We start from the raw sequence: 24,533 nt of genomic DNA on the forward strand, positions 1-24,533 counted from the left end.
GCACTTGCCTCGTTGAACGCTGTGAATCTACCCCGAGGCACCGACACCGCTCAGGCGTCGTCCAGCAGCCCCGCGTCGTGGGCGAGCAGCGCGATCTGTACGCGGTTGTTGAGGTCGAGCCGGGCCATGATGCGGGAGACGTGGGTCTTGACCGTGGGGACGCTCATGTAGAGCGTCGCGGCGATCTCCGCGTTGGACCTGCCGCGGCCCACCTCGACGGCCACCTCCCGCTCGCGCTCGGCCAGTTCTGCCATGCGTGTACGCGCGCGTGCCCGCCGGTCCTCGGCGGGGTCGTCGCCCGAGACCTTGGAGATGAGCTGCCGGGTCACGGTCGGCGAAAGGACCGGGGTGCCGGCCGCCACCCGGCGCACCGACTCGACGATCTCGCCCGGCGCGGTGTCCTTGAGGACGAAGCCGGCGGCGCCCGCGCGCAGCGCCCGCAGCACCTGTTCGTCCGCGTGGAACGTGGTCAGGACGATCACCTCGGGTGCGCCCTCGCGGGCCCGCAGCGCCTCGGTGGCGGACAGGCCGTCCAGGGTCGGCATGCGCAGGTCCATGAGGACGACGTCCGGGTGCAGCCGGGCCACCTGTGCGTCCACCTCACTGCCGTCGGCGGCCTCGCCGACGATCTCGATGTCCTCGGCGGCGCCGAACATGAAGGTGAGCCCGGCGCGCACGAGGGGGTCGTCGTCGACGATGAGCAGGCGGATCGCGGTCATAGGGGCCACCGTAGCGAGCGACGATCACCGCGGTCCCCCACCGTGCGGTTCACGGCGGACGTCACTCCGGCCACGGAAGCCACGCCCGCACCGCGAAACCGCCGTCCGGCTCGGGCCCGTGGTCGAGCCGGCCGCCCGCGAGCGTGGCGCGTTCGGTGAGGCCGATCAGGCCCTGCCCGGAGCCGGGGACGTGCGGCACCTTGCCGGGCGGCGGTGGGTTGCGCACGGTGACCGTGAGGCCGTCGCCCGCGCTGCCCTCGACCGTGACCGCGACCTCGGCGCCGGGGGCGTGCTTACGGGCGTTGGTCAGGCCCTCCTGGGCGATGCGGTAGGCGGTGCGTCCTGTGGAGGCGGGCACGGACTCCGCTTCGGGGACCCGGTTGTCGAGGTCGACCTTCATGCCCGCCTCGCGGGACTCGGCGACCAGGGCGCCGAGCGCAGCGAGCGTGGGCTGCGGCCTCCCCGACTCGTCGCCGTGGTCCGCCGCGCGCAGCACGCCGATGATCTCGCGCAGGTCCTGCAGCGCCTCGTGCGCACTCTCCCGGATCACGCCCGCGGCCCGGGCGATCTCGCCCTGGGGTGCGTCGGGGCGGAACTCCAGGGCGCCCGCGTGCACGCTCAGCAGGGTGAGGCGGTGGGCGAGCACGTCGTGCATCTCGCGCGCGATGTCCTCGCGGGCGAGCCGCTGTGCCTGCTCGGCGCGGAGCTGGGCCTCGGTCTCGGCGCGCCGCGCCCGGTCCCGCAGGGACATCAGGAGCTGGCGCCGGGAGCGGACGAACATGCCCCAGCCGACGACCGTGATCGTGATGATGACGGTGAACGACACCGACAGCAGGTACGAGGACTCGGGGTCGGGCCGCAGCCAGAAGAACAGCGGGATGAGCGCGATGGAGATGCCCGCCACCCAGCCGACGAAGCGGAACGGGCGGTGCACGGCGAGCGTGAACACCGCGATCATGGACGCGCCGCCCGCGGTGTTGGACAGGAAGCCGACCGGGATCATCGCCAGGGCGAGGCCCAGCGGCCAGCGTCTGCGCAGCCAGATCCCGGCGCAGGCGGCGGCGCCGAGCACCTGGTCGAGCAGGGCGACGGCGGGCGGGGTGTTCGGGTCGTCCCCGACCTGCTCGGCGAAGATCAGGCCGAGGAAGACGGCGATCCCGAAGCAGCTGAAGTCGACGATCCAGTCACGGGCGGTGCGCCGCCTGCGGCCCGGCTGGCCCTCGGGGTCCAGGTCGAGCTCGTCGGCGACGGCCGAGGGCAGCAGCCGTCGGCGCCATCGCTCGGCGGGCGTGTCCGCCGCCTGCGGGGTTCCGGTCTGCCGCACTGCTTCCATGGACGACAAATCTACGCACCCCGGGCGCCCCGCACCGCCCCGAGCGCCGCTTCCGCGACCAAAGTCGTACCCCCGTCGACTTTGGTCGCGGCCGGCGCCCGCGCTCCGCTACCGGAGTCCTGCGGGGCTCGCCCCGCGGCCGATGTGGGTGGGGGGTCCGCGGGGCGAGAGTCCTGTGCATGAACAAGAAGGAGTGGCTGCAGATCATCGAGGTCGTCGCCGGTTTCGCCCTGCTCCAGGGCGCGGTCGGCATCCTGCACGAGTTCACCGGCTGGCTGGGCTGGGGGCTGATCGAACGGATCGGGTTCCTCGACGGCCACGAGGTGTACGGCAGCGTCGCGCTGATCGTGTTCGCGTTCGCCGTGTTCGCGGCCGTCGAGGCCCAGCGCAAGAACTGACTAGCAGGTGTAGTCCACCAGGTCGAAGGACGCGTAGTGGTCCGCCGTGTAGTAGTCCTCCTTGTCGGAGTTCCCGGTGACGATGCGGCGGGCACCGCGGTCGTCCGAGCCCGGGGTGATCACCGTGTACTCGTGGTAGTAGCCGGACGACTGGTCGGGGAGGATGCCCTCCCGGTTCGAGAAGACCGTGCCGTCCTGCTCGTACGGGTACGGTCCGCCCTGCTCGATGAGGTCCAGGGTGTCGTGCGCCTCGGCGGGCAGCGCGGAGGCGCAGATGTCGCCGACATCGGCGGCCGAGACGGTGTGGGAGGCGACGGCCGGGGCCTGCGCGGCCGGTGCGGCGATCGCGGTGGAGCCGCCCACGCCGCCCAGGAGAAGGGCGGCGGCAACGGCGATGGCACTGATGAAGCGTGGGGGAGTCTTCATGCCCCACAGTGTGACGCGCGTAGAGGTGGGCATGTCAACACCAACTCACGGCTGTTTTCCATCAGTTCACATGCGTCACCCGACATCGGCGTCCGTTTGCCGCCAGTACTCGCCTCCGCGGATCGCTGTACTTGAAGCCACAACATCCGCTCCCTACAGGAGGCGACATGAACGGCAAGGTGGCTCTGGTGACCGGCGGCTCGCGCGGAATCGGCGCGGCGACGGCGCTGCGGCTCGCCCGCGACGGCTTCGACGTGGCGCTCACCTACGTACAGGGCAAGGAGGCCGCGGACGAAGTGGTGCGGCGGATCGAGGCGCTGGGGCGGCGGGGGCTCGCGGTGCGGGCCGACTCGGCGGACGCGGGTGAGGCGGCGGAGGCGGTGGAGCGGACCGTGGCCGGGCTCGGCCGGATCGACGTGCTGGTCAACAACGTGGGCGTGGGCGCGCTCGGACCACTGGACGGCTTCACCGTCGCGGACGTCGACCGGGCGCTCGACGTGAACGTGCGCGGCGTCTTCCTCACCTCGCAGGCCGCGGCGGCCCGGCTGCCGGAGGGCGGCCGGATCGTCACCGTCGGCTCCTGCATGGCCCAGCACGTGCCGGGCCCCGGCGGCACGCTCTACGCCACGAGCAAGGCGGCCCTGATCGGGCTGACGAAGGCGCTCGCCCGTGAGCTGGGCGGGCGCGGCATCACGGCGAACATCGTGCACCCGGGCCCGACGGACACCGACATGAACCCGGCCGACGGGCCTTACGCGCAGGGCCAGGCCGCGGCGACGGCGCTCGGCCGCTACGGCACCGCGGACGAGGTGGCGTCGACGGTCGCGTATCTGGCGGGCGACGGGGCCTCGTACGTGACGGGCGCCGAGTTCGCGGTGGACGGCGGGCACGCGGCGTAACGGGGGCAATGCAAATGCGGGGCACACCGGTGCTGTCAGGCCGGTGTGCCCCGCAAGTCGAGCAGAGTAGCGGTTACGCACCCAACTCCGCGTGGCGGGCCGCCAGTTGAGCGGTGCCCTGGTCCGTCAGGGAGCCGAACAGGCGCAGGCGCGAGATGCCGCCGTCCGGGTAGATGTCGACGCGCGCGTGCGTGCCGACCGCCGGGGTGTCGAGCACGAAGCGGTGGTTCGTGTCGGGCTGGAGGCGGGTGCGGGGCAGGATCTCGACCCAGTCACCCTCGTCTCCGTCCTTCACGGACACCGACGCCCAGCCGGCGCTGTTGCCCTTCAGGTACGCCGTGTCGATCTCGATGGCGCGGATCTGCGACTGGGCGACGAGCTGGTAGCGGATCCAGTCGTTGCCGGTGTCGCGGCGGCGCCGGGTCTCCCAGCCGTCGTCCATCTTGCGGGAGCGGCCCGGCTGGATGGTGTTCGAGGCCGGCGAGTAGAAGAGGTTCGAGGCGTCCTCGGCGCGGCCGCCGTTCTCCAGGGCGACGACGTCGAAGGTGCCGAGCGTGGCGAGCCACTTCGGGTCCGGGAGGACCTCGCCGTGGACGCGCAGGCGGGCGATGCCGCCGTCGGGGTGCTGGTTGACGCGCAGGTGCGTGAAGCGCTGCGGGGAGTCGACGACGAAGCCGTTCGCCGCGTGGCCGCCGACGGCCGTGCGGGGTACGAGCGTTGTCCACTTCACGTCGTCGGCGAGCAGCTCCTCGGGCGTGGGCGCGCCCTCGACGAACGTGCCCTCGACCGAGACGGCCTGCGGGTAGTTGCCGCGGAAGTGGGCGGTGTCGACGACGATGCCGCTGATCACGCCGGGCGCGCCGAGCCGGACGAGGGCCCAGTCGTGGTCCTCCTGCGTCGGCCACGGATGGTCGGCGGAGGCGCCGCGGCGACGGCGGGTCTCCCAGCCGTCCATGATCTTGCCCTTGTGGCCGAAGTGCTCCGGGTCGAACTCGGCGCGCTCGGGCACGAGCAGGTTCTCCCGCTGCGCGAAGAACTCGTCGTTCGCGGCGATCACGCCGGCGCCGAGCTGGCGCGCGGCGAGGTTCGCGTCCTGCGTGAACGGGAAGTCCGCGGTGCGGTAGTCGGCGTACGGGTCGCCGCCGCCGTAGGGGCTGGCGTCGCCGGTGAAGTGGGGTATCGCGGAGGACCCGGAAGTCGCGGACATGGTGTTACTTGTTCCTTTCGAGCAGCTGCCCCTGCGGGGCGGTGAACTCGCCGTCGGCGACGATGCGTTCGCCGCGCAGCCAGGTCGACTTCACGACGCCGTGCAGCGTCTTGCCCGCGTACGCGGTGACGCGGTTGCGGTGCTGGAGGGCGGCCGGGTCGACGTTGAAGGTGGCCTCGGGAGCGAGGACGGCGAAGTCGGCGTCGCGGCCGACGGCGATGGCGCCCTTGCGGTCGTCGAGGCCCACGAGCTTCGACGTGCGCTCGGACATCCAACGGACCACGTCCTCAAGGGAGTGGCCGCGGTCGCGGGCGGCGGTCCAGATGGCCGAGAGGCTCAGCTGGAGGCCGGAGATGCCGCCCCAGGCGGTCGCGAAGTCGTCGGTCTTGAGGTCGGCCGTGGACGGCGAGTGGTCGGTGACGATGCAGTCGATGGTGCCGTCGGCGAGCGCCTGCCACAGCAGGTCCTGGTTGGCGGCCTCGCGGATCGGCGGGCAGCACTTGAACTCGCTCGCCCCGTCCGGGACTTCCTCGGCGGTGAGCGTGAGGTAGTGCGGGCAGGTCTCGACGGTCAGCTCGACACCCTCGGCCTTCGCGGCGGCGATCAGCGGCAGCGCGTCGGAGGAGGAGAGGTGCAGGATGTGGATGCGGGCGCCGATCCGCTTCGCGGTGTCGATGAGGCCCTTGATGGCGACGTCCTCGGAGACCCGGGGGCGGGTGGCGAGGTAGTCGTCGTACTTGGGGCCGGAGTTGTGGGGCGCCACGTCCAGCTCGTGCGGGTCCTCGGCGTGCACGATGAGCAGGCCGCCGAAGCCGGCGATCTCGGCCATGGAGGCGGTGAGCCGGTCGGTGTCCAGGTGCGGGAACTCGTCGACACCGGAGGGCGACAGGAAGCACTTGAAGCCGAAGACCCCGGCGTCGTGCAGCGGGCGCAGGTCCTTGACGTTGTCGGGCAGCGCGCCGCCCCAGAAGCCGACGTCGATGTGCGCCTTGGAGGCGGCGACGTCCTTCTTCGTACGAAGGTTGTCGACGGTCGTGGTCGGCGGCAGGGAGTTGAGCGGCATGTCGACGAGGGTCGTGATGCCACCGGCCGCGGCGGCGCGGGTGGCGGTCCAGAAGCCCTCCCACTCGGTGCGCCCCGGGTCGTTGACGTGCACGTGCGTGTCGACGATGCCGGGCAGCAGCGCGTCGTCGCCGAAGTCCTCGAGGCGGGCCCCGGCCGGGACCTCGGCGTCGTGCGCGAGCACCGCGACGATCTTCCCCTGGGCGACGGCGACCGAGGCGGGGCGCGTACCTTCGGGAGTGACGACGCGCGTCGAGCGCAGCACGAGTTCGATCTGGACTTCGGCGTCCGACACCTGGGCCTCCTCAAGCTTCAACGTTCTGTTGAAGGACTTTCACTCAGACTTCGGGAACCGTCAAGACCCACCGGGACCCACCCGACCTCTGGACGTTTCCACAAAGTGGAATTAAGATTCCGTCACGCAGAACGTAGCTACCCACGAACTTCTAGGTCAAGGGATCACTGGCCGGGAACCCGCCGGTAGGCTGCAAACCTGCCTGCCACCCGAAAGGAACGCGCTGTGCCGACGTCCGACGCCAGCACCACTGATGCCGCCAAGTCCGCACCCACCGGCGGCGTCCAGTCCCTCGAGCGCGCCTTCGATCTGCTCGAGCGGATGGCCGACGCCGGTGGTGAGGTCGGCCTGAGCGAGCTCTCCGCCAGCAGCGGGCTTCCGCTGCCGACGATCCACCGGCTGATGCGCACGCTGGTCGCCTGCGGCTACGTACGCCAGCAGCCCAACCGACGCTACGCGCTCGGCCCGCGGCTCATCCGGCTCGGCGAGTCCGCGTCCCGGCTGCTCGGCACGTGGGCGCGCCCGTACCTCGCGCGCCTCGTCGAGGAGACCGGCGAGACCGCGAACATGGCGCTCCTCGACGGCGACGAGGTCGTGTACGTCGCCCAGGTGCCGTCCAAGCACTCCATGCGGATGTTCACCGAGGTCGGGCGGCGGGTGCTGCCGCACTCCACCGGCGTGGGCAAGGCGCTGCTCGCGTACACGCCCGCGGACGAGGTGCGGGCGCTCCTTGGGCGGACCGGGATGCCGGCGGCGACGGAGAAGACGCTCACCACGCCCGAGGGTTTCCTCGACGCGCTCGAGGACGTGCGGCAGGCCGGGTACGCCGTCGATGACAACGAGCAGGAGATCGGGGTGCGGTGCCTCGCGGTGTCCGTGCCGGAGTCTCCGACGGCTGCGGCGATTTCGATTTCCGGGCCTGCGGGGCGGGTGACGGAGGCCGCCACGGAGAAGATCGTGCCGGTCCTTCAGCAGGTGGCGCGGGAGTTGTCGGTGGCGTTGGCCAGTTCCGGCCAGAGTGGTTGACGCCTCGGGGCTCCGCCCCGGACCCCGCGCCTCAAACGCCGGCGGGGCTGGATTTACCCGCCCCTGAAGTGACAAGCGCGCCGTCGCGCATTTCGTGGACCTCGTCGGCCACCGTCAGGTGGTTGCGGTCGTGTGTGACCAGGACCGTGGCCGTCCCGCGTTCTCGCGTCAGGTTGCGGAGCAAGTCCAGGACTGCCGCGCCGCGTTCGTGGTCGAGGGCGCTGGTCGGTTCGTCGACCAGGAGGACGCGGGGCTCGTTGATCAGCGCCCGCGCGATGTTCACGCGCTGGCGCTGGCCGCCCGAGAGTTGGTGGGGGCGGCGGTGGGACTGGGCGGACAGGCCGACCGCCGACAGCAACTCACCCGCCCTGTCGCGAACTTCGCGCGGTTTGCGGCCCTCCAGGTGGGCCATCACCTGGAGTTGTTCGAGCGCGGTCAGCGACGGCAGCAGGTTCGGCTGCTGGAAGACGATGCCGATCGCGCGGCGGCGCAGCTCCGCGGCGTCGGAGCGGGACAGGCCCGTCGCCTCGGTCCCGTCGACGCTCACGCGGCCGCTGTCGGGGGTGACGAGCGTCGCCGCCACCGCCAGGAGGCTGGACTTGCCGGAGCCGGAGGGGCCCACAACCGCGGTGAGGCCGCCGGCCGGGACCCGGAGGCCGACCCGGTCGAGGGCCGTGAGGCGGCCGTCCCCGTCGGCGTAGGTCAGGGTGATGTCGTCGAGCAGCAGGGTCATCGGGCGCTCCCGAGTGCGGTGAGGGGGTCGACGGCGGTGATCCGCCGGATGGACAGGGCCGCGCCCGCGAGGCCGAGGACCGTCATGACGGCGGCCGGGCCGAGCGCGGTCAGCGGGTCGAGGACGAAGGGCACGGTGTCCGGGACGAAGGCGCCGATGAGGGTGGCGAGGCCGGTGCCGATCGCCGTACCCGCGACCAGCATCAGGACCGCCTGGCCGAGCGCGTCCCGCAGCAGGTAGCGGGTCGAGGAGCCGAGGGCTTTCAGGACCGCGATGTCGGCGCTGCGCTGGATCGTCCACACCGTGAAGAACGCGCCGACGACGAGCGCCGAGATGACGAAGAGGAAGCCGCGCATCAGCTGGAGCGAACCGTTCTCGGCCTGGTAGGACCCTATGGCGGAGAGCGCCCCGTCGATGGTGGTCGTGTCCGTGCCGGCGATCTTGTCGGCCGCCCGCAGGTCGGCGCCCGACCCGGTGCGCAGGGCGATCACCGTCGCGCGTTCGCCGTCCCCGCCTCCCGTGGGCGCGATGTGCTGCCAGTCGTCGAGGTGCGTCCAGACGACCGGTGTGTGGCTGTACGAGGCGTCGCCGGAGACCGCCGCGACCGTGAGGCGGGTGCCGCCGAGGGTGACCTTGTCGCCCGCCGCCGCCCCCAGTTCCTTCGCCGCCTTGGTGGACAGGACCGCCGTGCCGGGCTCCGTCGCGTCGGGTGCGAGGCCGGAGTCCTGGCGCACGCCGAACGCGGAGACCGCCGCGGTCTGCCGGCCCGCCTCGGCGTTCACCGTGCCGATGCCGATCGGCTCCGCGCTCTCGACGCCCGGTCGCGCCGCGAGGTCGCGCCACTGCTCGGGGCGGACCGTGGACGCCGTGAACGACACCGACTGGCCGTCGGCGGGCCGGGCGAAGGCGAGGTGGTCGGCGGGCAGCCCGGTGAGCGCCGACGTGTTGTCCCGCGCGAGCCCCGCCGTCAGTCCCGACAGCAGTCCCACGAGCAGCGTGATCAGTACGATCACGGTCCCCATCAGGGCGAACCTGCCCCTGGCGAACCGTAGATCTCTCCATGCGACGAACATGCGGTCAAGACTGCGGCTCCGGGGCCCGCCCGGGCATCGCGCCACAGCACGCTTCACCCGAATCGAAGGAGGGACGCGCCTTTCAAACTTTCGGTTGACCGGTTCCGTGTCCCGGCTTCGTACGCTGGTGAGCGGTATGGATCCACGCACGCTCAACCCCGTCCTGCGCGCGCTGCGCCTCTGTCTGCATCTGCTGACGGCGGGCCTGCTCGCGCTCGTCGTCGTACGGGCCCTGACCGGGCGCTCCGACGAGCCGGTCGCGGCGGTGGTGACGGTGGCCGGGGCGATGGGCCTCGTCTACGGGGCGGGCGCCGCGCTGCCCGTCGTACGGTCCACGCGCGCGGGCGCCGCGTGGTGGCTGGCCGTGCTGAGTGTCGTGTGGGCGGCGCTGCTCGTACTCTCGCCCGACGCGCTGTGGCTGGCGTTCCCGCTGTACTTCCTGCTGCTGCATCTGCTGCCCGTGCGCTGGGGCGTCCCCGCGGTGGGCATCGCCGCGGGCGCGGCCATCTGCTCGTACGTCGGTCATGACGGGGCGGTGAATCCGGGGGCGTTCATAGGGCCGCTGCTCGGCGCGGCCGTCGCCGTGGCGACCGTGCTCGGCTACCAGGCGCTGTACCGGGAGAGCGAGCGCAGGCAGCGGCTGATCGAGGAGCTGGTCGCCACCCGCGCCGAGCTCGCGGCGGCGGAGCGCGCGGGCGGCACCCTCGCCGAGCGTGAGCGGCTGGCCCGCGAGATCCACGACACGCTCGCGCAGGGGCTGTCCTCGATCCAGCTGCTGCTGGTCGCGGCCGGGCGCGAACTGCCCGCCGGCTCCCCCGCCGCCGGGCATGTCGAGCAGGCCAGGGCCACGGCGCAGGACAACCTCGCGGAGGCCCGCCGCTTCGTGCGCGCCCTGGCCCCGCCCGAGCTGGACGTCGGCTCGCTGGCCGGGGCGCTGGACCGGCTGTGCGCCACGGCGCCCGGTCTCACCGCCCGCTTCTCGGTGAGCGGCACCCCGCTCGAACTCCCCACGCCGTACGAGGTGGCGCTGTTGCGCATCGCCCAGTCGGCGCTCGCCAACACGGTGCGGCACGCGCGGGCGGGCCGCGCGGAGATCACCCTCAGCTTCATGGAGACCTCGGTGGCCCTGGACGTGGTGGACGACGGCGCGGGCTTCGACCCCGAGCGGGCGCCGGGCGGCGGCGACGGCGGTTTCGGGCTCGTCGCGATGCGCTCGCGGGTGGCCGAGCTGGGCGGCACGTTCACGGTCGAGTCGGAACCGGGCCGCGGCACGGCGGTCGCGGTGACGCTGCCGCTGCCGACGCCGTTGCCGATGTCGGTACCGACCGGAGGTGCCGCGTGATCCGGCTGCTGCTCGCCGACGACCACCCCGTCGTACGCGCCGGGCTGCGGGCCGTGCTCGACGCGGAGCCGGACTTCGCGATCGTCGCCGAGGCCGCGACGGCCGAGCGGGCGGTGGAGCTGGCAGGTGACGTGGACGTCGTCCTCATGGACCTGCAGTTCGGCGCGGGGACGATGCACGGCGCCGAGGCCACCGCACGGATCGCGGCCCTCGACGGCGGGCCGCGCGTCCTCGTCCTCACCACGTACGACACCGAGGCGGACATCCTCGCGGCCGTGGAGGCGGGGGCCTCCGGCTACCTGCTGAAGGACGCCCCGCCGGAGGAGCTCGCGGCGGCCGTCCGCACGGCCGCGTCCGGGCGCTCCGCGCTCGCGCCCGCCGTCGCGGACCGGCTGATGGACCGGATGCGGGCCCCCGCGGAGGCGCTGAGCCGGCGCGAGCTGGAGGTGCTGCGGCACGTGCGGGACGGCCTCTCCAACGCGGAGATCGCCCGCGAGCTGTTCCTGAGCCAGGCCACGGTCAAGTCCCACCTGGTGCACATCTACGCGAAGTTGGGCGTCGACTCGCGTACGTCGGCGGTGGCACGGGCGACGCGGGACGGGCTGCTGCGGCGCCGTTAGGGGCTACTAGCGGATCGCCTCGAAGTCCGCCGCCCGCACCCGTCGCAGCGCCCGCAGTTCCGCGCGCTGGAGCGGTCGCACCGGCACCGTGAGCACCGGGCACACCGCGTGCCGTCGTACGTGGCGGTGGGCGGCGCGGCGCAGGCTCCGTGGACGTACGCCCACGACCAGCAGGTCGTCGGGGCGCGCCGCGAGTTCGACCAGGGCGGGGCCCGGGCGGGAACGCACCACGCGGAGCGTCACGTCGAGGTCGGGCGGCGGTCCGCCGAGCGCCTCCTCGAACGTCGCCGCCAGCCGGGCGCGGGCCTCCCTGTACCAGTGCCGGGCCCACGCCGCGTCCGGCCACCGGCGGTACATGGCCTCGCCCTCCGGCGGCTCCCAGGCGAGCACCGCCACCAGTGGCCGGCCGGACCGCCGGGCCTCGGCGACCGCCGAGCGCAGCGCCGCCAGGCTCGCCGGGGAACCGCTGACCCCGACCACCACACGCCCACCGACCCGCTCGCCGTCCATGACACCCCTCCTCGTACGCGTACCGTGGCCGCCTCCAGGCCACTCCTCACCGATCGAGTCCCACTCTGTACGCTGATTGGCCTGGACAGCATGGCCAATTACGGAGACGTGGCATGGGTGACACGGCGGTGGTCCGCAGCGTGGACGGCGGCGGGCGCGGGCTCGGCGGCAGGCGGCTCGGCGCGCTCGTGACCGGGGTGGCCGGAGAGCGCCCCGGCTACCGCGCACTCGCGCAGGGCGTGCGGACGCTGCTGCTCGACGGGCGGATCGCGCTGCACACGCGGCTGCCCGCGGAGCGCGAGTTCGCGGCCTCGCTCGGCGTCAGCAGGGCCACCGTCACGGCCGCGTACGACCTGCTCCGGGAGAGCGGGTACGCGCGCAGCAGGCGCGGCGCCGGGACGTGGACCGAGCTGCCGGAGGGCGCGCGCCCGACGGTCGTGGCGACGCCCGCCGCGGGGGACGACGTGATCGATCTGGCGGTCGCCGCGCCCGGGTTCCTGGAGGACGAGCTGTCGGCCGCGTACGCCGCCGCGGCCCCGGACGTCGCCCGGCACGCGGTGACCAACGGCTACCACCCGTACGGCCTGCCGGAGCTGCGCGCGCAGATCGCCGAGCGGTACACGCGGCGCGGTCTGCCCACGCTGCCCGAGCAGATCCTGGTCACGACGGGCGCCCAGCAGGCCGTGGCGCTCACGCTCACGCTGCTCGGCAGGCCCGGCGACCGGATCGTGGTGGAGAACCCCTCGTACGCCAACGCCCTGTCGGTGATCCGGCAGTTGGGGATGCGGACGGCTCCGGTGCCGGTCACCGAGGACGGCTGGGACGTGGAGCTGATCGGCGCGACGCTGCGGCAGTCGGCGCCCCGGCTCGCCTATCTGATCCCCGACTTCCAGAACCCGACGGGCCGGCTCATGCCGAGCGAGCAACGGCGGCAGATCATCGCCGCCGCGCGGGCGACCGGCACCTGGCTGGTCATCGACGAGACGATCGCGGACATCGCGCTCGACGGGCGGAGCGAGCCGCCGTTCGCCTCGCTCGCCCCGTCCGGCGGGGGCGAACAGATCGTCACCGTCGGCTCGTTGAGCAAGGGGCACTGGAGCGGGCTGCGGGTCGGCTGGGTGCGCGCGGGCACCCGTCTGATCACCGAGCTGACGGCGCTGCGGGTCACCGCGGACATGTCGGGCTCGGTCCTCGACCAGTTGGTGGCGGGACGGCTCCTCGACCGCGAGGAGACCATCCTGCGCGGCCGGATCCCGGTGCTGCGCGAGCGCCGCGACCGGCTCGCCGAGGCGCTCGGCCGCGAATTCCCGGACTGGCGCTGGCAGCTGCCGCCCGGCGGGCTCTCCCTCTGGGTGGACCTGGGGCGGCCGATCGCCTCCGCGCTCGGGCGGGCCGCGCTGCGCCGCGGGGTGCGGATCGAGGGCGGGTCACGGTTCGGCGCGGACCCCGGCACGTTCGAGCACCGGCTGCGCGTCCCGTACGTCCAGCCGGTCGAGGTGGCCGAGGAGGCGGTGCGCCGGATCGCGGCGGCGCTCGACGGCGGGCTCGGCGGGGCGGGCGAGGAGCCGGGGCGGCCGCACTGGGTGGCCTGAGTAGCCCCGCCGGTGCGGGCGTCAGCCCTGCGAAGGCGGCCCTCCGAACAGTTCCACGGCGCCCCTCACCTGGGACAACGCCCCGGACAACGCGCTCACCGAGCCGATCGCCCCCGCCACGAGCAGCAGCGAACGCCGCAGCCTCGGTACTTCGGGCCGGCCCCCGCCGGCCATCGCGTCCAGCGCCGCGAGCTCGTCCTCGGCGATGCCCCGGTCGGGAAACTCGACCGGATGCGCGGCGAGTTCACGACGCAACCTGGACACGGCGGTACGCAGCTCGTCCACCCGCGGGTCCACGTCGCTCCCGGTCACAAGCCTCTGCTCCACGCTCCGCAACACGGCTCTCCCCCTCGCACGTCCTTGTGCGTGTGTTGTCCTGCTCAGGTACTTCTCGACTGCTACTTCCGCTACTACCGCGTAACCCGGCCGGAGCGTCGGTCGGGCGTCCAACTCGGGTTTGTGGCCGCCCAGTTAACGCCACGCGCAAGCGTTTCGCCAGTCCGTTGCGCAAGGCAACTGTGAAAATCCGAACGACTTCGATCGCGTCTTGCGTGCGATATGCAGGGGGCATGACGACAAAGAGCACCGGCACGGTTGCCGGACTTCTGCTCGCCGCGGGTGGCGGCCGGCGGCTCGGCGGCCGGCCCAAGGCACTCCTCCAGCACCGCGGCCGGCCACTCGTGGAGCACGCGGTGCGCATCTTGCGCGCGGGGGGATGCGATCCCGTGCACGTGGTACTCGGCGCGGCGGCCGGCGACGTACGGGAGTGGGCCGCGCTGGAGGGATGCCAGGTGACGGAGAACCCGGACTGGGAGGACGGCATGGGGTCCTCGCTGCGGGCGGGCCTCGAAGCGCTCGCGGCCACGGAGGCGGACGCCGCGCTCGTCCTCCTGGTGGACCAGCCGGGGATCGGCGCGGCGGCGGTGGCGCGCGTGCGCGCGGCATACGACTCCCCCGCCTCGCTGGCGGCCGCCGCGTACGGCGGGGAGCGCGGGCATCCGGTGCTGTTCGGCCGGGACCACTGGGCCGGCATCGCGGCGAGCGCGAGCGGTGACCGCGGGGCGCGCGCGTATCTCAAGGAGCGCGCGGGGGTGCTGGAGCTCGTGGAGTGCGGGGACATCGCCGAGGCGTACGACATCGACACGGAAGCGGATCTCGAGCACCTTGAGTAACGGGGCGTGGCACGCAGAGCCACGTTCTGTCGACTCTGAGAATCTCGACGTCAACAAACCATTGAACTTCCACAATGAGGAAACTAATATCCACTGTTGAGAAGGGCCGGTCCCCCGAAGCGGGGCCAGCAGCCATACCCAGGCGGCCCCGGCACCCAGTGCCGCAGGGGCCGTTCGCTCGCTGAAGGAAGTGACAGCCACATGTCCGCACCAGCGCCGTCCCCGCTGGCCATCGTCGACGCCGAGACCCTGCCCGGACAGGGCGAGGTGCTCACCGAAGCGGCCCTCGCCTTCGTGGCCGAGCTGCACCGCCTTTTCACGCCCCGGCGTGACGAGCTCCTCGCCCGTCGCACCGAGCGCCGCGCCGAGATCGCCCGCACCTGCACGCTCGACTTCCTCCCGGAGACCGCCGCCGTCCGCGCGGACGACACCTGGAAGGTCGCCGAGGCCCCGGCCGCCCTGAACGACCGCCGCGTCGAGATCACCGGGCCGACCGACCGCAAGATGACCATCAACGCGCTCAACTCCGGCGCGAAGATCTGGCTCGCCGACTTCGAGGACGCCTCCGCCCCCACCTGGGCGAACGTCATCGGCGGCCAGCTCAACCTCACCAACGCCTACAACGGCGCCATCGACTTCACGGACGAGCGCACCGGCAAGTCGTACGCGCTGAAGTCCGCCGACGAGCTCGCGACCGTCGTCATGCGCCCGCGCGGCTGGCACCTGAACGAGCGCCACCTCGTGGACGAGAGCGGCAAGGCCGTCCCCGGCGCGCTCGTCGACTTCGGCCTCTACTTCTTCCACAACGCGAAGAAGCTGATCGAGCTCGGCAAGGGCCCGTACTTCTACCTCCCGAAGACGGAGTCGCACCTGGAGGCCCGCCTCTGGAACGAGATCTTCGTCTTCGCGCAGGACTACGTCGGCATCCCGCAGGGCACCGTGCGCGCCACCGTCCTGATCGAGACGATCACGGCCGCGTACGAGATGGAGGAGATCCTCTACGAGCTCCGCGACCACGCCTCCGGCCTGAACGCCGGGCGCTGGGACTACCTCTTCTCCATCGTCAAGAACTTCCGTGACGGCGGCCAGAAGTTCGTCCTGCCGGACCGCAACGCGGTGACGATGACCGCCCCGTTCATGCGCGCCTACACCGAACTCCTCGTCCGCACCTGCCACAAGCGCGGCGCGCACGCGATCGGCGGCATGGCGGCCTTCATCCCGTCCCGCAAGGACGCCGAGGTCAACAAGGTGGCCTTCGCGAAGGTCCGCGACGACAAGGACCGCGAGGCCGGCGACGGCTTCGACGGCTCCTGGGTCGCGCACCCGGACCTCGTCCCGATCGCCATGGAGTCCTTCGACAAGGTCCTCGGCGAGAAGCCGAACCAGAAGGACCGCCTGCGCGAGGACGTGAGCGTCGCCGCCGGTGACCTCATCGCCATCGACTCGCTCGACGCGAAGCCCACGTACGACGGTCTGGTCAACGCCGTCCAGGTCGGCATCCGTTACATCGAGGCGTGGCTGCGCGGCCTCGGCGCCGTCGCGATCTTCAACCTCATGGAGGACGCGGCGACGGCGGAGATCTCCCGCTCCCAGATCTGGCAGTGGATCAACGCGGGCGTCGTCCTCGACAACGGCGAGACCGTCACCGCCGAGCTGGCCCGCAAGGTCGCAGCCGAGGAACTGGCGAACATCAAGGCCGAGGTCGGCGAGGAGGCCTTCGCGGCCGGCAAGTGGCAGCAGGCCCACGACCTGCTGCTCCAGGTCTCCCTGGACGCGGACTACGCGGACTTCCTGACGCTGCCGGCGTACGAGCAGCTCGGCTGACGTTTCGCGGTGTGTGTGAAGGGGCCCGGCGCCGGGATGGCGCCGGGCCCCTTCACGTCGTCAGCCGAGATCGTCGCTGTGGCCTGCCGCGAGGCGCGGCCAGTGCGGGATCGGCCGGCCGTCGGTGCGCAGCCGGATGTCCTCGGCCGGTTCGCCCTGGCCCTGCGGCCAGCCCTCCGGGGAGTCCTCCCACAGCTCCTGGCGACCGTAGGCCGTGAGGTCCATCAGCCGGTAGCTGTTGTCCATCTGCTCCACGCCGCGCAGCGTGGTCCACCACGTCTCGAAGACGCGGTCGCCGTCCCGCAGATAGCTCACCAGGTGCATCATGCCGACGTGCCGCCCGACCAGCAGCCGCTCCAGGGACGGGAGCGCCGAGTACCAGGGCATGTCCCAGCCCATGAAGTCCCGGTAGCGCCTGCTCTGTTCGTACGGGCCCTGGCACAGGACCGCGTACGTGATGTCGCGCGAGTGCAGATACGACAGCTCCCTGACCTGGCTCGCGCACCAGGTGCAGCCCTCGCACTGCTCGGCGGCCGGGTGGCCGGGGTGCCACATGAAGTAGTACGCGAGGAGCTGTCGGCGGCCCTCGAAGGCGTCGAGCAGCGTGGTCGGCCCGTCGGGTCCGGTCAGTTCGAGGCCGCCGTCCACCTCGACCATGGGAAGGCGTCGCCGGGCGGCGGCGATCGCGTCGCCCTCGCGGGTGTGGGCCTTCTCGCGGACGCGCAGCTTGTCGATCTCGGCCTCGAAGGCGGCCCGGTCGGTCACCGGCGGCAGCGCCGGGGCGTGGTCGGTCGCCGGCGGCAGTGCCGAGGCGTGGTCGGTCATGACTCCTTCTCCCCTCGTGCGCTTGGCCCTTCGGCCAGTTCCTTGATGCGCAGCAGACGGTTCTCCCAGGAGCGGCCTATCCGGTCGAGTTCCCGGGCGAGCGCGCCGAGCCGGGCGCCGACGGCGATGTGGACCACCTCGCGGCCGCGCTGTTCGGACTCGACGAGCCCGACCTCGCGCAGCACGTCCAGGTGCTTGCCGATCGCCTGCCGGCTCACCGGCAGCTCGCGGGCCAGCGCGGACGCCGACATCGGCCCCTGCCCGAGCCGGGTGAGGATCTCCCAGCGGGTCGCGTCGCCGAGCGCGGCGCACACGGCGGGCGCCTCGGCGGTCACGCCCCGGCCTCGACGAACGCCTTCGCCGCGGCGAGTTCGGTGAACCAGCCGTTGTCGTTGCCCTCGCGCTCCTTGAGCCATACGGCCGGGTCGTCGGCGAGACCGGAGAATCCGCTTTCGACGACGCGCAGCGTCACCCCGCCCTCCGCGCGTTCGTCGATCCAGAACTCGACGAGGGTCGAGCCCGTCGTCTCGCCGCGGTGCGGGGTGCCGATCCAGCGGAACGCGGCGTAGCGCGGCTTGTCGAGCTCGACGGTACGGAACCGGAACTCGCCCAGCGAGGCGTGCCGCACGACCGCCACGTCCCCCTCGTACCGGATGTCGGGCTCGGCCTCGACGGTGCCGTCGTTGACGTACCAGCCGGGTCGTACGACGAGTTCCCAGACGCGCTCGGCGGGGGCGTCGATGTCGATCCGGCGGGCGATGCGGTCGAGCTCCGCGAGGTCGGCGGCGGTGTGGGTGGCGTGTGCGTCGGACATGGGGTCCTCCTAGCGACGTTGCCTGCAACTCAAGGATTGCACTTGCTTCGTCGTGCTGCAACCCCTCGGTTGCAAGTGAGGCGCGTCGGGGGCTGCCCCTTCGCAGTTTCGTGCTTAGGGTGTCAGCCCACGTGGCGGGACCAGTCCTGTTCCGCCGGGGGCTTTCCGTGGAGGTCCGGGACGCGCTTCAGCCACGCGGGGCGGCCCCGCTCCGTCGCCGCCGCGCGCTTCGCGTCGGCCGCCGCCAGCTCGTCGCGGGACGGGAAGTCCGTGGGCAGCCAGGAGGCGGAGGAGCGGGCGCGGGCGAGGAGGTACGTGACGTAGGCGTCGCGGGCCTCGTCCGGTGTGGCGAAGTCCGTGAGCCAGGCGTCCGGGACGAGGGAGAGGATCTCGCGCAGCAGTTCCTCGGTGACCTTGGGCGCGAGTTCCGCGTCGGCGCCGCGCGTGTCCGGCCCGTACCCGCCCAGCGCGTGGTGCCGGAAGTCGTACGCCTTCGCCGGGTCCGCGCCGTCCCAGCGGTGGTGGAAGACGAGCGCCGCGCCGTGGTCGATGAGCCACAGCTTCGGCTCGGCGATGCCGAGGGCGGGCCAGACCATGAGGTTCGAACTGTGCACCGTGCGGTCCACGTTGACGGTGAGCGCGTCGAGCCAGACGATGCGGCCCGCCTCCAGCGGGTCGACGGGGAAGGACTCCGCGATCTCTGGTGTGAAGTCCACCGCGCCCGGCAGGAAGTCCATGCCGAGGTTGAGCCCCGCGCTCGCCTCAAGAAGTTCCTTGACCTCCTGGTGCGGCTCGTCCGCGCCGAGCGCCGGGTCGAAGTGCGCGAGCACCAACTCGGGGAAGCGCAGCCCGAACGCGCGCGCCAGCTCGCCCACGACGATCTCCGCGACGAGCGCCTTCACACCCTGCGCGGACCCGGTGAACTTCAGCACGTACGTGCCAAGGTCGTCCGCCTCGACCACACCGGGTACGGAGCCCCCGGTGCGCAGCGGGTTCACGTAGCGGGTCGCGGTGATTTCTCTCAGCATTTCCTCACCTCACCCACCGGCCGACAGCGCACATCACCCGTCACCAACCCTGGGGAGAATCCGGGGAATTTCGACTGGCATGAAGTGAACATAGTAACCGCGGGTGATCGCCGGCGAGGAGTGCCCCAGCCGCGCGGGGTCGACACTGATCGACGTAACCGAACCCCGAACCTCTTCCGGCTCGACACGATGAGTTTGTGGCTCGCGGCCGGTCCACACTCATGACACCTCAGGAAGGGAACCGTCATGTCAGAGCTTCTCGTCGACTTCATCACCTCCCTCGACGGCTGTGCATCGGGAGAGGGCTGGCCCGGATTCTGGGGCCTCGAGGGCCCGGAGTACCTCGCCTGGCTCGGCGAGCAGCCCGAGGTCACCTACCTGATGGGAGCGAACACCTACCGCCTGATGTCGGGCTTCGCCGCAGGCGAGGTTCCGAGTGGCCAGGACGATTTCAGGCCCGAGGAAGAGGAGTCCGTCGACGAGCTCACGCAGGCGTCGAAGGTGGTGTTCTCCTCCTCGCTCAAGGATCCGCTGGAGTGGGCCAACTCCACGCTCGTGCGTGACGACGCCGTCGAGACGGTCCGGGCCATGAAGGAGAGCGGTTCGGGGCTCCTCAGTACGATCGGCAGCCTCAGCCTGTGCCGGTCCCTGCTGCGCGCCGGCCTCGTCGACCGCTTCCGGGTCGTGATGTTCCCGGTGATCACCGGGGCCACGGGTCAAGAACGCATCTACGACGGCTATCCGGACGTCGCCCTCGACATGACCGAGCACCGTACCTTCGACGGCCGCATCCAGCTGGTCGAGTACAAGCCCCGCGTCCTCGAACACCCCCCGCTCCACGACCCGGCGTGACCTCGCCCCGCCCGCCGGCCCGGACGGCGGCGGGTTCCAGGCTGCTACGGGCGGTCACGTGTCCCGGCGCAGCACCTGTTCGAGCAGCGAGATCAGCGTCTCCTTGCCGGACTCCCGGTCCCGGGCGTCGCACAGCAGCACCGTGGTGTCCGGGCCCAGGTCGAGCGCGCGGGCGACCGCTTCCGAGGAGTGGGAACGTACGCCGTCGAAGCAGTTCACCGCGACGATGAACGGGATGCCGCGGCTCTCGAAGTAGTCGACCGCCGGGAAGCAGTCGGCGAGGCGGCGGGTGTCCGCGAGGACGACCGCGCCCAGGCACCCCGTCGCCAGCTCGTCCCACAGGAACCAGAACCGGTCCTGGCCCGGCGTGCCGAACAGATACAGCGCGAGGTCCTCGCGCAGGGTGATGCGGCCGAAGTCCATGGCCACGGTCGTCGTCGACTTGGTGGTGACGCCGTCGAGGTGGTCCACGCCGCGCGAGGCGACGGTGAGCTCCTCCTCGGTGCGCAGCGGGCGGATCTCGCTGACCGACTCCACCATCGTGGTCTTGCCGACGCCGAAGCCGCCCGCGATCAGCACCTTCAGGGCCGTGAAGTCGGTGCGGGCAGGTGTGGTCATCGGGTCAGAGTGCGCGAAGGCCATTGATCACTTCTCGGAGGAGATGGGCGTCGGGGCGGGCGTAGCCGGCGGGTTCACCCGTGACGGGGTCGGCGGCCGGGGCCTCGGGCGGCGCGACGGTGACGAGGGATTTCGCCGACAGGTCGCCGAGCAGGACGCGTACGACGCCCAGCGGGAGGCCGGAGTCGGAGGCCAGGTCGGCGAGGGGGCGCGGGCCGCGCAGGCACAGGGCGAGCAGTTCGCGCTGTTCGGGTGGCAGCGGGCCGTCCTGCCTGGTGTGGGTGGGGCGGACGATGGCCATGAGGTCCATGCGTTCCGCTCCGTTGCCGGTGCGGGCGCGGCCCGAGGTCATGGCGTAGAGCCGGACCAGGGGCCCCGCGTCCTCGTCGTAGCGGTCGGACCAGGCGTCGTCCTTCACGGGGCATCGCCGTCCGAGCGGGTCGGTACGCCGAGGTGTTCGCGTACGCGGTCCACGAGCAGCGCCATCTCGTACGCGACGAGGCCGATGTCGGCGTGTCCGTCGGTGAACACGGCGAGGCAGGAGCCCTCGCCCGCGGCGACCACGAACAGGAAGCCGCCCTCGAGTTCGACCATCGTCTGGACGACGCCGCCCGCGTCGAAGTGGCGGCCCGCGCCCTTGGCGAGCGAGTGGAAGCCGGAGGCGATCGCGCAGAAGCGCTCCGACTCGTCGCGGCCGAGGCCGGTGGAGGCGCCGACGCAGAGGCCGTCGCCGGAGAGCATGACCACGTGGTGGACCTCGGAGACGCGGGCGGCCAGTTCGTCGAGGAGCCAGTCGATGCTCATGGCGCCGCCGGTGTCGCCGAGGCCGGTGACGTTGTACGTCGGGGTCATCGGGGTCCTCCGTCGTTCGGGGCGGCGGGGCCGCCTTCCTCGCGGGCGGCGCGGGCGCGCCTGCGGCCCGAGCTCAGTGACGTCATGGTGGCGCGGGCGGCCTCCGGCGAACGGGTGGTGGTTCCGGGCCCGTTGGGGTCCTGCCGCTCGTCCGGCGCGGGGGCGTTGTCGCGCAGCTCCGGCGCGATATTGGTCTGCCGCACACGCCGCGGAAGCCCGTCCGGGCCGGGGTCCGGGGTGTGCGCGTGCTGCGCCGGGGTCTCCGCCGTGCCGGGGTCGGCGCCTTCCGTGGGGGGCGCGCCGTGCCGGGGTGCCGCCTTGCCCACCCTGCCGCCCAAGGCGGCAGATTGCCCAAGGCGGGAAGGCTGCGGCTGCGCTTCAGGCCCGTCCGTTTGCCGGCGGCGGGTGGGCAATTCCAGCCCCGCCGGCGTTTGAGGCGCGGGGTCCGGGGCGGAGCCCCGGGGCGGGGGGCGGTCGGCCTTGACCTGCCGGAGGGGCGACTCCAGAAGGTTCTGCGGGATGAAGACGACCGCGGTGATGCCCCCGTAGATGGAGCGCCGAAGCGTGACGTCCAGGTGCTGGCGCTCGGAGAGCCGGTTGACCACGAAGAGCCCGAGCTTGCGGGAGTCGAGCAGGTCGATGTCGCTGGCGTTGATACGCGCGTTGGCGTCGGCGAGCGCCTCGTCGCTCATGCCGAGGCCCCGGTCCTCGATCTCCAGACAGGCACCCGCGCCTACCGGCTCGCCACGCACCACCACAGGCGTGTGCGGCGGCGAGAACGCCGAGGCGTTCTCGGCGAGTTCGGCGACGAGATGGACCACGTCGGCCACGGCCGACCCCGCGAGGAGAAGGTCGGGGATGTCCTGGAGCTGGACCCGGTCGAAGTCGGGCGTCTCCGCGAGCCCCGCCCGGATCGCGTCGATCAGCGGCACCGGATTGCGCCAGGCACGCCCCGGAGCCGACCCGGAGAGGATCAGCAGCGACTCGGCGTGCCGCCGCATGCGCGTGGTCAAGTGGTCGATGCGGAACAGGTCTTCGAGGTCCGTGGGGTCCTCCGTACGACGCTCCATCGCGTCGAGAAGGTCGAGCTGACGGTGCAGCAGCACCTGGCTGCGCCGGGCCAACGACACGTACACACCGGAGACACCCGTGAGGACCGCCGCCCGGTCCGCGACCGCCCGCAGCGCCGCGCGCTGCACGGTGGTGAGGGCCGCGCCGACCTGCCCGACCTCGTCGCTGTGCGGCGTCTCGTCGAGCGGCGCCTCCTTGTCGAGGTCGACATCCTCGCCGTTGTGGATCCGCCGCATGGAGGCGGGCAGCCGCGTCGCCGCCATGTCGAGCGCCGCGTCGCGCAGCCCCGTGAGGTCGGCGACGAGGCCGCGCCCGATGCGTACGGAGAGCAGCAGCGACACGATCACACCGAGCAGACCGAGGAGCACGGCGATGCCCGAACTGCCGAGGGAGGAAAGGGAGTACGGCTCGGCGCCCGCGGCCTCGTCGATCGCGCGCGACTCGGCCTTGTCCAGGGCGGTCAGTGTGGACCGCACGTCCGACTGCCAGCGCCCGGCGGGCACCGCGTCGGCGGCGTTCCGCGCGCCCGCGGCGAGGACCATGTCCTGCACGTGGCTCAGGTCCTCGGCGCCCGCGGTGCCGAGCGCGGCACGGAACGCGTCGGCGTCCCGGCCCGACAGCTCGGGCAGCGCGGCCTCGGTGAGGCTGCGCTGCACCGCCACGTCGCCCACGAAGTCGCGGTACTGGCCGGCCGTCATCTCCCCGTCGGCCGCGTGCGCGGCGCCGAGCAGTGCGTCCTGGCGGCTCAACGCATCGCGTGCGCGGGCGAGTTGGAGCAGCGTACGAGCGGTGTCGCTGTCGGCCGCTGCGAGTCCCGCCCGTACGGACAGGGCCCGCTGGACCGCGGTGTCGTATCCGCCGATGGCCTCCGTGCCGCCCCGCGCCCCGGCCTTCTGGCGCGGTCCGGACAGCGAGTCGGCGCTGAACTTCAGCTTCTGGATGCGGTCGGGCAGCGACGCGTCGAGGTCGGCGAGGTCGGTGCTGATGGAGCGCAGGCCCGCGTTGAGGGCGGCAACTGCCTTGTCCGTACGGGCCGTTGAGCCGGTGAACTGCCGCCGCGTGGCGGCGTCGTGTGCGGCGCGGTACTTCATCGCGGCCGCGCGCTCGTCCTGCACGGCGACGGTGAACCGTGAAATCGGCGTGACGAGCGCCGAGTTCACCTCTTTCAGCTGTTCCTTGTCGGATATCTGGGACGCCGTGGTCACCGCGGCGTGGCCCCACAGCGCCATCACGGAGACGACGGGGACCGTGAGCAGGGTGACGACCTTGGCTCTGATCGATTTGGAGCGCAGCCGTTCGGGCAGCGGAAAGCGCGCGGGCATGGGGGGACAGCTCCTCGGCCGGACCTGAGTGGTGTGGTGGGGGTGGGGAACGCGCCTACGTGACGGGCACGCCTACGTAGCGGGCACGCCCTACGTAGCGGGCACGCCCTACGTGGCGGGCAGTTCGACCTCATGCAGCGGGCGGGCCGCGGCCTCGCTCCGCGCGCGCTCGTCGGCCGTCGGCGACAGGGCGACGAAGGCGCAGGTGAGGAAGAGGAACGAGCCGAGCACGACGGCCAGCGGCAGGATGAACGCGGTCGCGGTGGCGCCGGGCAGCGGCGCGGTTCCGGGGTGCACGCCGACCTTCACGGCGGCCATTCCGGTGTAGTGCATGCTGCTCACCGCGAGGCCCATCACGAGGGCGGCGACGGCGGCGACCACGGGTCCGCGCACGGACAGCGCGGCCCACAGCGCGGCGGACGCGGCGACGACGGCGATCACCACGGAGACGGCCACGAGCACCGGGTCGTAGGAGAGGGACCCGTTGAGCCGCACCGCCGACATGCCGATGTAGTGCATCGCGGCGACGCCGAGACCGGTGCCGAGTCCGCCGAGCAGGACGGAGAGGGCGCGCGACCTGCCGTACCCGGCGACGAACATGCCCGCGCCGACCACCAGGATCGCCACGAGAAGGCTCAGCAGGGTGAGGGGGATGTCGTAGCGGATCGCGGTGCCGTCGACGGCGTAGCCGAGCATCGCGATGAAGTGCATCGTCCAGATACCGGCGCCGATCGCGACGGACGCGGTGAGCAGCCAGTTCCGCTTGGATCTCCGTCCGGCCGCCTGGGCGCGTGCGGTGCAGCGCAGACCCAGAGCGGATCCCACGACGGCCATCACGTACGACAGGAGCGGAGTGATCCAGCCGCCCGTCATGTGGTGCATGTGCCCCATATTCGCTACGGGTCCCTCTCAGTCTTCAC

27 protein-coding genes are annotated in these 24,533 nt (G+C 72.2%); 9 read left to right on the top strand and 18 right to left on the bottom strand.

What is annotated here, in order from left to right:
- Positions 1 to 50: 50 nt before the first annotated feature.
- Both ACOKM3_RS11000 and ACOKM3_RS11005 read right to left on the bottom strand, forming a co-directional pair.
- On the bottom strand, positions 51 to 719 hold the full coding sequence (locus tag ACOKM3_RS11000; protein WP_426899370.1) for a response regulator: 669 nt from the start codon (positions 717 to 719) through the stop codon (positions 51 to 53).
- Positions 720 to 780: 61 nt separating this feature from the next.
- Positions 781 to 2,052, bottom strand: a complete 1,272-nt coding sequence (locus ACOKM3_RS11005) for a sensor histidine kinase (RefSeq protein ID WP_426899372.1) — start codon at positions 2,050 to 2,052, stop codon at positions 781 to 783.
- 179 nt (positions 2,053 to 2,231) lie between these two features.
- Between ACOKM3_RS11005 and ACOKM3_RS11010 the strand changes: the two genes are divergently transcribed.
- Positions 2,232 to 2,450 carry a hypothetical protein gene (locus ACOKM3_RS11010; RefSeq protein WP_426899374.1) on the top strand — a complete coding sequence of 73 codons (219 nt, stop codon included), beginning with the start codon at positions 2,232 to 2,234 and terminating at the stop codon, positions 2,448 to 2,450.
- Here the strand turns inward: ACOKM3_RS11010 and ACOKM3_RS11015 are convergent, their stop codons facing one another.
- On the bottom strand, positions 2,451 to 2,876 hold the full coding sequence (locus ACOKM3_RS11015) for a guanyl-specific ribonuclease (RefSeq protein ID WP_426899376.1): 426 nt from the start codon (positions 2,874 to 2,876) through the stop codon (positions 2,451 to 2,453).
- Between the two features lie 167 nt (positions 2,877 to 3,043).
- Between ACOKM3_RS11015 and ACOKM3_RS11020 the strand changes: the two genes are divergently transcribed.
- Complete coding sequence (locus ACOKM3_RS11020) at positions 3,044 to 3,775, top strand: 3-oxoacyl-ACP reductase family protein (RefSeq protein ID WP_426899378.1); 732 nt, start codon at positions 3,044 to 3,046, stop codon at positions 3,773 to 3,775.
- 73 nt (positions 3,776 to 3,848) lie between these two features.
- Here ACOKM3_RS11020 and alc read toward each other — a convergent pair whose 3' ends face one another.
- Both alc and allB read right to left on the bottom strand, forming a co-directional pair.
- The gene (alc, locus tag ACOKM3_RS11025; protein ID WP_426899380.1) at positions 3,849 to 4,982 is read right to left on the bottom strand and encodes an allantoicase; all 1,134 of its coding nucleotides are present in this window, start codon (positions 4,980 to 4,982) and stop codon (positions 3,849 to 3,851) included.
- A 4-nt stretch (positions 4,983 to 4,986) separates the two neighbouring features.
- Positions 4,987 to 6,339, bottom strand: a complete 1,353-nt coding sequence (gene allB / locus ACOKM3_RS11030; RefSeq protein WP_426899382.1) for an allantoinase AllB — start codon at positions 6,337 to 6,339, stop codon at positions 4,987 to 4,989.
- 225 nt (positions 6,340 to 6,564) lie between these two features.
- Between allB and ACOKM3_RS11035 the strand changes: the two genes are divergently transcribed.
- A complete protein-coding gene (locus tag ACOKM3_RS11035) occupies positions 6,565 to 7,365 on the top strand; it encodes an IclR family transcriptional regulator (RefSeq protein WP_426899384.1) in 801 nt (266 codons plus the stop codon).
- Between the two features lie 31 nt (positions 7,366 to 7,396).
- On the opposite strand, the gene ACOKM3_RS11040 is transcribed toward ACOKM3_RS11035, so the two are convergent.
- A complete protein-coding gene (locus ACOKM3_RS11040) occupies positions 7,397 to 8,098 on the bottom strand; it encodes an ABC transporter ATP-binding protein (RefSeq protein WP_426899386.1) in 702 nt (233 codons plus the stop codon).
- Complete coding sequence (locus ACOKM3_RS11045; protein WP_426899388.1) at positions 8,095 to 9,171, bottom strand: ABC transporter permease; 1,077 nt, start codon at positions 9,169 to 9,171, stop codon at positions 8,095 to 8,097. The genes ACOKM3_RS11040 and ACOKM3_RS11045 overlap by 4 nt, the downstream gene beginning before the upstream one ends.
- A 136-nt stretch (positions 9,172 to 9,307) precedes the next feature.
- Between ACOKM3_RS11045 and ACOKM3_RS11050 the strand changes: the two genes are divergently transcribed.
- Positions 9,308 to 10,513 (top strand): sensor histidine kinase, encoded by a 1,206-nt coding sequence (locus tag ACOKM3_RS11050; protein ID WP_426899390.1) that lies wholly within the window; start codon positions 9,308 to 9,310, stop codon positions 10,511 to 10,513.
- On the top strand, positions 10,510 to 11,133 hold the full coding sequence (locus ACOKM3_RS11055) for a response regulator (RefSeq protein WP_266715307.1): 624 nt from the start codon (positions 10,510 to 10,512) through the stop codon (positions 11,131 to 11,133). The genes ACOKM3_RS11050 and ACOKM3_RS11055 overlap by 4 nt, the downstream gene beginning before the upstream one ends.
- A gap of 6 nt (positions 11,134 to 11,139) precedes the next feature.
- Here ACOKM3_RS11055 and ACOKM3_RS11060 read toward each other — a convergent pair whose 3' ends face one another.
- The gene (locus ACOKM3_RS11060) at positions 11,140 to 11,643 is read right to left on the bottom strand and encodes a universal stress protein (RefSeq protein WP_426899393.1); all 504 of its coding nucleotides are present in this window, start codon (positions 11,641 to 11,643) and stop codon (positions 11,140 to 11,142) included.
- A 113-nt stretch (positions 11,644 to 11,756) separates the two neighbouring features.
- On the opposite strand from ACOKM3_RS11060, the gene yczR reads away from it, so the two are divergent.
- Positions 11,757 to 13,235: a MocR-like transcription factor YczR gene (gene yczR, locus ACOKM3_RS11065; RefSeq protein ID WP_426899395.1), complete on the top strand. Its 1,479-nt coding sequence runs from the start codon at positions 11,757 to 11,759 to the stop codon at positions 13,233 to 13,235.
- 21 nt (positions 13,236 to 13,256) lie between these two features.
- Here the strand turns inward: yczR and ACOKM3_RS11070 are convergent, their stop codons facing one another.
- Entirely contained in the window at positions 13,257 to 13,574 is a 318-nt protein-coding gene (locus ACOKM3_RS11070) for a DUF5955 family protein (RefSeq protein ID WP_426899397.1), read from the bottom strand.
- A gap of 230 nt (positions 13,575 to 13,804) precedes the next feature.
- Here ACOKM3_RS11070 and ACOKM3_RS11075 point away from each other — a divergent pair, with 230 nt between their 5' ends.
- Together ACOKM3_RS11075 and aceB are read left to right on the top strand one after the other, a co-directional pair.
- Entirely contained in the window at positions 13,805 to 14,407 is a 603-nt protein-coding gene (locus ACOKM3_RS11075; protein WP_426899399.1) for a nucleotidyltransferase family protein, read from the top strand.
- Positions 14,408 to 14,608: 201 nt separating this feature from the next.
- Positions 14,609 to 16,231: a malate synthase A gene (gene aceB / locus ACOKM3_RS11080; RefSeq protein WP_426899401.1), complete on the top strand. Its 1,623-nt coding sequence runs from the start codon at positions 14,609 to 14,611 to the stop codon at positions 16,229 to 16,231.
- Positions 16,232 to 16,291: 60 nt separating this feature from the next.
- On the opposite strand, the gene ACOKM3_RS11085 is transcribed toward aceB, so the two are convergent.
- From ACOKM3_RS11085 to ACOKM3_RS11100, 4 genes are all read right to left on the bottom strand, one after another.
- Positions 16,292 to 17,056 (bottom strand): DUF899 family protein, encoded by a 765-nt coding sequence (locus ACOKM3_RS11085; RefSeq protein ID WP_426899403.1) that lies wholly within the window; start codon positions 17,054 to 17,056, stop codon positions 16,292 to 16,294.
- Positions 17,053 to 17,391 carry an ArsR/SmtB family transcription factor gene (locus ACOKM3_RS11090; protein ID WP_426899405.1) on the bottom strand — a complete coding sequence of 113 codons (339 nt, stop codon included), beginning with the start codon at positions 17,389 to 17,391 and terminating at the stop codon, positions 17,053 to 17,055. Before ACOKM3_RS11090 ends, ACOKM3_RS11085 begins: the two co-directional genes overlap by 4 nt.
- Positions 17,388 to 17,870 carry an SRPBCC family protein gene (locus ACOKM3_RS11095; RefSeq protein WP_426899407.1) on the bottom strand — a complete coding sequence of 161 codons (483 nt, stop codon included), beginning with the start codon at positions 17,868 to 17,870 and terminating at the stop codon, positions 17,388 to 17,390. Before ACOKM3_RS11095 ends, ACOKM3_RS11090 begins: the two co-directional genes overlap by 4 nt.
- Before the next feature lie 122 nt (positions 17,871 to 17,992).
- A complete protein-coding gene (locus ACOKM3_RS11100) occupies positions 17,993 to 18,898 on the bottom strand; it encodes a HipA family kinase (RefSeq protein WP_426899409.1) in 906 nt (301 codons plus the stop codon).
- Positions 18,899 to 19,144: 246 nt separating this feature from the next.
- Between ACOKM3_RS11100 and ACOKM3_RS11105 the strand changes: the two genes are divergently transcribed.
- Positions 19,145 to 19,750, top strand: coding sequence for a dihydrofolate reductase family protein (locus ACOKM3_RS11105; protein WP_426899411.1), 606 nt, complete (start codon positions 19,145 to 19,147; stop codon positions 19,748 to 19,750).
- Between the two features lie 54 nt (positions 19,751 to 19,804).
- Here the strand turns inward: ACOKM3_RS11105 and ACOKM3_RS11110 are convergent, their stop codons facing one another.
- From ACOKM3_RS11110 to ACOKM3_RS11130, 5 genes are all read right to left on the bottom strand, one after another.
- Complete coding sequence (locus ACOKM3_RS11110) at positions 19,805 to 20,392, bottom strand: GTP-binding protein (protein WP_426899413.1); 588 nt, start codon at positions 20,390 to 20,392, stop codon at positions 19,805 to 19,807.
- Positions 20,373 to 20,720, bottom strand: a complete 348-nt coding sequence (locus tag ACOKM3_RS11115; RefSeq protein WP_426906762.1) for a DUF742 domain-containing protein — start codon at positions 20,718 to 20,720, stop codon at positions 20,373 to 20,375. The genes ACOKM3_RS11110 and ACOKM3_RS11115 overlap by 20 nt, the downstream gene beginning before the upstream one ends.
- 62 nt (positions 20,721 to 20,782) lie before the next feature.
- Positions 20,783 to 21,220, bottom strand: a complete 438-nt coding sequence (locus tag ACOKM3_RS11120) for a roadblock/LC7 domain-containing protein (RefSeq protein WP_426899415.1) — start codon at positions 21,218 to 21,220, stop codon at positions 20,783 to 20,785.
- Entirely contained in the window at positions 21,217 to 23,613 is a 2,397-nt protein-coding gene (locus ACOKM3_RS11125) for a sensor histidine kinase (RefSeq protein ID WP_426899417.1), read from the bottom strand. The genes ACOKM3_RS11120 and ACOKM3_RS11125 overlap by 4 nt, the downstream gene beginning before the upstream one ends.
- 108 nt (positions 23,614 to 23,721) lie before the next feature.
- Positions 23,722 to 24,504, bottom strand: a complete 783-nt coding sequence (locus ACOKM3_RS11130) for an MHYT domain-containing protein (protein ID WP_426899419.1) — start codon at positions 24,502 to 24,504, stop codon at positions 23,722 to 23,724.
- Positions 24,505 to 24,533 lie beyond the last annotated feature (29 nt).

It is taken from the genome of Streptomyces nidicola, assembly GCF_050106155.1.
GTDB lineage: Bacteria > Actinomycetota > Actinomycetes > Streptomycetales > Streptomycetaceae > Streptomyces.

Excerpts from the sequence above, each read along its gene's own strand:
- ACOKM3_RS11000 (WP_426899370.1), bottom strand. The coding sequence starts at position 719 with ATGACCGCGATCCGCCTGCTCATCGTCGACGACGACCCCCTCGTGCGC.
- ACOKM3_RS11005 (WP_426899372.1), bottom strand. The coding sequence starts at position 2,052 with ATGGAAGCAGTGCGGCAGACCGGAACCCCGCAGGCGGCGGACACGCCC.
- ACOKM3_RS11010 (WP_426899374.1), top strand. The coding sequence starts at position 2,232 with ATGAACAAGAAGGAGTGGCTGCAGATCATCGAGGTCGTCGCCGGTTTC.
- ACOKM3_RS11015 (WP_426899376.1), bottom strand. The coding sequence starts at position 2,876 with ATGAAGACTCCCCCACGCTTCATCAGTGCCATCGCCGTTGCCGCCGCC.
- ACOKM3_RS11020 (WP_426899378.1), top strand. The coding sequence starts at position 3,044 with ATGAACGGCAAGGTGGCTCTGGTGACCGGCGGCTCGCGCGGAATCGGC.
- alc (WP_426899380.1), bottom strand. The coding sequence starts at position 4,982 with ATGTCCGCGACTTCCGGGTCCTCCGCGATACCCCACTTCACCGGCGAC.
- ACOKM3_RS11040 (WP_426899386.1), bottom strand. The coding sequence starts at position 8,098 with ATGACCCTGCTGCTCGACGACATCACCCTGACCTACGCCGACGGGGAC.
- ACOKM3_RS11045 (WP_426899388.1), bottom strand. The coding sequence starts at position 9,171 with ATGTTCGTCGCATGGAGAGATCTACGGTTCGCCAGGGGCAGGTTCGCC.
- ACOKM3_RS11050 (WP_426899390.1), top strand. The coding sequence starts at position 9,308 with ATGGATCCACGCACGCTCAACCCCGTCCTGCGCGCGCTGCGCCTCTGT.
- ACOKM3_RS11060 (WP_426899393.1), bottom strand. The coding sequence starts at position 11,643 with ATGGACGGCGAGCGGGTCGGTGGGCGTGTGGTGGTCGGGGTCAGCGGT.
- yczR (WP_426899395.1), top strand. The coding sequence starts at position 11,757 with ATGGGTGACACGGCGGTGGTCCGCAGCGTGGACGGCGGCGGGCGCGGG.
- ACOKM3_RS11075 (WP_426899399.1), top strand. The coding sequence starts at position 13,805 with ATGACGACAAAGAGCACCGGCACGGTTGCCGGACTTCTGCTCGCCGCG.
- aceB (WP_426899401.1), top strand. The coding sequence starts at position 14,609 with ATGTCCGCACCAGCGCCGTCCCCGCTGGCCATCGTCGACGCCGAGACC.
- ACOKM3_RS11085 (WP_426899403.1), bottom strand. The coding sequence starts at position 17,056 with ATGACCGACCACGCCTCGGCACTGCCGCCGGCGACCGACCACGCCCCG.
- ACOKM3_RS11095 (WP_426899407.1), bottom strand. The coding sequence starts at position 17,870 with ATGTCCGACGCACACGCCACCCACACCGCCGCCGACCTCGCGGAGCTC.
- ACOKM3_RS11100 (WP_426899409.1), bottom strand. The coding sequence starts at position 18,898 with ATGCTGAGAGAAATCACCGCGACCCGCTACGTGAACCCGCTGCGCACC.
- ACOKM3_RS11105 (WP_426899411.1), top strand. The coding sequence starts at position 19,145 with ATGTCAGAGCTTCTCGTCGACTTCATCACCTCCCTCGACGGCTGTGCA.
- ACOKM3_RS11110 (WP_426899413.1), bottom strand. The coding sequence starts at position 20,392 with ATGGCCTTCGCGCACTCTGACCCGATGACCACACCTGCCCGCACCGAC.
- ACOKM3_RS11115 (WP_426906762.1), bottom strand. The coding sequence starts at position 20,720 with ATGACCTCGGGCCGCGCCCGCACCGGCAACGGAGCGGAACGCATGGAC.
- ACOKM3_RS11120 (WP_426899415.1), bottom strand. The coding sequence starts at position 21,220 with ATGACCCCGACGTACAACGTCACCGGCCTCGGCGACACCGGCGGCGCC.
- ACOKM3_RS11125 (WP_426899417.1), bottom strand. The coding sequence starts at position 23,613 with ATGCCCGCGCGCTTTCCGCTGCCCGAACGGCTGCGCTCCAAATCGATC.
- ACOKM3_RS11130 (WP_426899419.1), bottom strand. The coding sequence starts at position 24,504 with ATGGGGCACATGCACCACATGACGGGCGGCTGGATCACTCCGCTCCTG.